This is a genomic window from Marinospirillum sp. (genome assembly GCF_035271045.1).
GTDB lineage: Bacteria > Pseudomonadota > Gammaproteobacteria > Pseudomonadales > Halomonadaceae > Marinospirillum.
In genome coordinates this window covers 1-5,056 of sequence record NZ_DATESC010000005.1, presented here as the reverse complement: position 1 = coordinate 5,056, position 5,056 = coordinate 1, and the positions used below count along the sequence as shown (strand labels likewise).

General features: G+C 45.4%; 5 protein-coding genes. 2 read left to right on the top strand and 3 right to left on the bottom strand.

The genetic code is table 11. The annotated features are described in order from the left end of the window. Window positions 1-432: TonB family protein (locus tag VJY63_RS02515; RefSeq protein WP_324048163.1), on the top strand; the 432-nt coding region annotated here is incomplete at its 5' end. Next, window positions 429-1,613, top strand: a complete 1,185-nt coding sequence (locus VJY63_RS02510) for a hypothetical protein (RefSeq protein ID WP_324048162.1) — start codon at window positions 429-431, stop codon at window positions 1,611-1,613. The genes VJY63_RS02515 and VJY63_RS02510, both read left to right, overlap by 4 nt. An 18-nt stretch (window positions 1,614-1,631) precedes the next feature. On the opposite strand, the gene VJY63_RS02505 is transcribed toward VJY63_RS02510, so the two are convergent. The 3 genes from VJY63_RS02505 to VJY63_RS02495 all read right to left on the bottom strand — a co-directional run bounded on the left by VJY63_RS02505 (window position 1,632) and on the right by VJY63_RS02495 (window position 5,055). After that, on the bottom strand, window positions 1,632-3,083 hold the full coding sequence (locus VJY63_RS02505) for a catalase (RefSeq protein WP_324048161.1): 1,452 nt from the start codon (window positions 3,081-3,083) through the stop codon (window positions 1,632-1,634). 102 nt (window positions 3,084-3,185) lie between these two features. Then, complete coding sequence (locus VJY63_RS02500) at window positions 3,186-4,721, bottom strand: DUF3360 family protein (RefSeq protein ID WP_324048160.1); 1,536 nt, start codon at window positions 4,719-4,721, stop codon at window positions 3,186-3,188. 88 nt (window positions 4,722-4,809) lie between these two features. Next, window positions 4,810-5,055, bottom strand: coding sequence for a transposase (locus tag VJY63_RS02495; RefSeq protein WP_324048159.1), 246 nt, complete (start codon window positions 5,053-5,055; stop codon window positions 4,810-4,812). Between the last annotated feature and the right edge of the window lies 1 nt (window position 5,056).

Sequence of the window (5,056 nt, the reverse complement as noted above, 5' to 3'; positions counted from 1 at the left end):
GAAACTCAGCAGCAGTCGACCAGTAGCAGTGCCAGCCGCAGTGAATTTGCGGTGAGTAATGCCAGTGATGCGTTGAACCTGCCATTACCCGCTATTGATACCGGCCTAGATGCCACCGCCACACCCAGCCTACAAAACTTGGGCATAGATTCCAGTGCCGATGTGCCCGTTTACCGTGAAGCACCGCGTTACCCACGCCAAGCAATGGCAAGGCGGCAAGAAGGTTGGGTAGAACTGGTTTTTGAAGTCGACTCTGAAGGCAAGGTGCTAGCAGACACTATTCGTGTGGTAGATGCTGAACCCAAGCACCTCTTTGAACGTGCGGCTCGTCGTGCCATAGCTCGCTGGCGTTTTGCTGCCTATGAATTAGGTAGCGGACCTAACCGCCAACTTAGGCAGCGTTTAGAATTTCGTTTAGAGGGTAACCAATGAAGCGTTTAATTCTAGCCAGTTGTTTATTCTTTTTTGCAGGATTTATTCAGGCAGAAAGTGTGGCGCTTAGCCCTGTGCAATATCAGCAGCTACATAAAATTAATGAAGCTTTGGCAGCCGATGCTCAAGAAGAAGCCCTTAACTTAGGCGAAACACTGTTTAAACAACCGCAAGGCACGCCCGAACAACAAGCCTTTGTGCGAGCTTTTGTGGCACGAGCTTTGGTGCAGGTTTATCAGCAAAAAGACCAGTCAAAAAAAGCCCTAGCCCAGCTACAAAAAGTTTTAAAAGAAGATAGCGAATACTTGGATTTATCCAGCCTACAAGCCGTGCGTTGGATAACCCTGCACCTTTTAACCGGCGAAAACCAATACACATCTGCGCTAAAGCTACTAGAAATTTGGTGGCAAGATGAAGAACAACCCAGCGCCGAAGCCAACTACCTACGAGCCGCACTTTTAGCCCAGTTAGAAAAATGGCAAGCGGCAGAGCCTTGGTTATTAAATGCTTTAGAAGTGCGCCAGCCAGATTCTTGGTTAAGCCTAGGTGTAGCAATTTTTCAGCGCCAAGAAAAATGGGCAAACGCAGCCAAATTACAACACCAGCGCCTAGTGTTAACACCCGAAAAACAACAACTTTGGGGACAGTTAGCGCAACTGCAACTTTTAGCAGAGCAAGATAAACAAGCCCTAGTAACCCTAGAGTTAGCGCAAGAAAAAGGTTATTTAAACAATAAAGAACAGGTGCAACTTGCAAGGCGTTTATTAGCCGACCAACAACCTTTAAGAGCAGCAACCATTTTTGAAGCGCAATTAGCTAACCAGCCAGACAACTTAAAATTAAATAAATTAGCCGCACAGGCTTGGCTGCAAACCAGCAATAAGCAATCCACCCAACAGGCTTTAGAACGGTTAGCCAAACTAAGCCAAGCAACCCATGACTGGCAGCGCTTAGGTGAATGGAATTTTAGGCAAGGCAACTGGCAAGCAGCCATCACCGCTTGGCAGAAAATTACCGATAAATTAGAAGGCAAAGAAAAAGCGCGATTAGAGCTGTTAATAGCCAATGCCTACATCGAAATGCAGGCTTATGCTTTAGCCAAACCCTTGCTAGAAAACCTTTTAGCTAGCAACGAAGCAGCAGCGGCAAAACAATGGCTTAACTACTTAAAAGCGCTTTAACTAAGACGTACTGGTAGTTTATTTTGGTAACGAAATACCCAGCGCCTTGGCAATACCTTGCCCATAAGCTGGGTCAGCCTGCATACAATGACAGATGTGTTTCATTTTAATGTCATCGGGCACACCGTTCATATTGCGTGCCGTATTTTCAAACAAGACCTGCTGCTGTTCAGCACTCATCAGACGAAACAGGTTGCCAGGCTGAGTGAAGTAGTCTGGCTCAGTTTCCCAATAATCAAAGCGATCTGCTGCGCCTTCTAGTACCAAAGGTGGTTCTGAAAAGTCTAGCTGCTCTTGCCATTCACCTTGGCTGTTTGGCTCATAATGCAAACGACCACCTTGGTTACCATCGACACGCATTGCACCATCGCGGTGGTAGCTATGCACTGGGCAGCGCGGTGTATTTACTGGAATTTGTGCATGGTTAACACCTAAACGGTAACGCTGTGCATCACCATAAGAGAACAAACGCCCCTGCAACATACGGTCAGGCGAAAAACTAATGCCTGGTACAATGTGCGCTGGGTTAAAAGCCGCTTGCTCAACATCCGCAAAGTAGTTTTCTGGGTTTTTGTTTAACTCAAAATAACCGACTTCAATTAATGGATAATCGGCTTTTGGCCAAACTTTGGTTAAGTCAAAAGGATGGTAAGGAACTTTGGCTGCATCGGCTTCTGGCATAATTTGTACATACATTGTCCAGCGCGGAAAATCACCCTTTTCAATAGCTTGGTATAAATCACGCTGCGAACTTTCGCGGTCATTACCCACCAGCTCTGCTGCTTCTTGGTCGGTTAAGTTTTTAATACCTTGCTGGGTTTTAAAGTGAAACTTCACCCAATAGCGCTCATGTTTAGCGTTAATAAAGCTAAAGGTATGTGAACCAAAACCGTGCATATGGCGGTAAGTGGCAGGAATACCACGATCGCTCATCACCACGGTAATTTGGTGCAGCGCTTCGGGTAAACCCGTCCAAAAATCCCAATTATTGGTGGCGCTACGCATATTGGTGCGTGGATCACGTTTAACAGCGTGATTAAGATCGGGAAATTTTAAGGGATCACGAAAGAAAAATACGGGCGTGTTATTACCCACTAAATCCCAGTTGCCTTGCTCGGTATAAAAGCGCATTGCAAAACCGCGAATATCACGCTCAGCATCGGCAGCACCACGCTCACCGGCAACGGTTGAAAAGCGCACAAACATATCAGTTTTTTTACCGACTTCAGTAAACAAAGCTGCTTTAGTGTACTGGGTAATGTCATGGGTGACGGTAAAGTTACCAAAAGCACCTGAACCTTTAGCGTGCATACGGCGCTCTGGAATAACTTCACGGTCAAAGTGGGCAAGCTTTTCTAAAAACCAAACATCTTGCATTAACATAGGACCACGTGCGCCAGCCGTTAAACTGTCTTGGTTATTGGCAATGGGGCAGCCAGAAACAGACGTTAATTTAGGTTTATCACTCATATTTTTTATACCTTTAGTTTATAGGTAAGTAGATAGCCTGTAATAAGACTACACACCAGAACACAAAGGGTAAAGTAAATAAAGATTAGTGATAGTTAAAAACTAACCTCTGAAACTTGGCATCAGGGCTGGAATACCCGGTAACAAACCAACCATTGCCATAACGCCCGTTAAAATAATAAACACACCTAAAGGAATAATCCAACGGCTCATATGCGTTAACTCAGCGCTGCGTTCTTTACAGCCAATCAATCCCAAATTATCCAGTAAAATGGTTAATGACCAACCAAAAGCAGGGTTTACCAAAGCTGAAGAGAACACCACAATCGCGGCGGATTGAGTGGTTTTTCCTTCACGCGTCATTTCCATACCAGCTTCAAGCAAAGGAACAAACACCCCCACAATTAAAGCCACACACAGCACTGGCTGCCAAATAGCAAGGTCCATTGGGTAGCCCCAAACACCAGCGATAACACAAAAAATTGCCGTTAAAATAGCGCCAGCAGGAATCGGGCGCTTAGCTATCGCAGCAGGAACAATGTAAGTTCCCCACGAGGATGCAAAGTTAGCACCACCCAAAAGCGAACCAAACGTTTGCCTAACCGATGCGCTCATCATGGTGTCATCAATGTTCATCTGCACACGCTCGGTGCGCTGTGGATAACTTATCTTTTGAAAGACTTGATGACCCAAAAAGTCAGGCGACCACATAGCAACAGCAAGGATTGCAAAAGGTAATACCACAATAAAACTTTCAAGTGTTGGCAGACCTAGCATCCAACCGCTTGTCTCGCCCCACCAATAAGTTGGGTCAATAATTGGCATACCCGGCGCTGTTTTAAATTCAAATGGCGCACCTAAAAAGAAAGCCAAACCACCACCTAAAACACAACTTAAAGGAACAGCCAACCAGCGCTTATTAATGCTTTCTAATACTGCATAAAGCACAATGGTGGCAAAAATAACAATAAAAGCAATGTGTGTCATACCAATGCCTTCAGCCCAAGTAAACAACTTAGCAACCTGTGACGTTGTACCAATAAAACCTAGGTAAAGTAACAACCCCCCACAAACCCCTTTACTGGTTAAACGGGCTAATAAACTGCCACCTTTACTAAAGGCTAGAATTAAACCAAAAGCACCAATCAATAAGCCAAATGCCATTGGGTGACCACCAGCAGCCACAACAATGGGAATTAAAGGAATTAAAGGGCCGTGCGTACCGGCTAAGTTAGCGGTGGGTAAAATAAAGCCCGAAAGTAAAATAATAAAAAAAGCAACGATCAGCAGTTCGTAACGCACATTTTCTAATACAAAGCTTTCGCTAAGCCCTAAAGGGCTGGCAAAAGTTGCGGCTATCGCTGCGACCATAACGACTTTACCAATGGTTGCCGCCATTGCAGGCACAGCATCTTCAAACTCAAAACGGTAATCCCGAAAAGGCAAGTTAGGCCGCCAGCGCTTAGGCTGCATAATTTGCAGTTCATGCTCAAGGTATTCACTACGGCTTGCAAAATCGGCACTGGGGCGGTGCAAATTTTTATAGCTATCAGAAAGATGGCTGTTATCAACAACGGTTTGAATATCCGCCATCTGCTCAGTGCCAGATGAAAGCTCACCTTGTGGCGTTTTACTCATAATTGCTCCTGCAATTGCATTATTAATTCAAAACGAAACCATTCCTTTAAATTAAAAGGAAGCGATATTATTTGACATCCTCCCCGACCTAAAGGACGGGGATTCCTACTGCTAGACGGCCATGTCCGACCGCAAGAATGTTCTTGGCCGCATTAACATCACGGCAGTCGTGCGTGGCACCACACGCACTGCAAGTCCATTCTCTTATTCCAAGTCCTGCGATACCTCTCGGCCTCGATTCGGGCAAGCTGCCACAACTCGAACAGGTTTGGGTGGTGTACGCTTCGTTAACTTCCTTAAAAACAATGCCTGCGTGAGCGCATTTATAGTCCAAC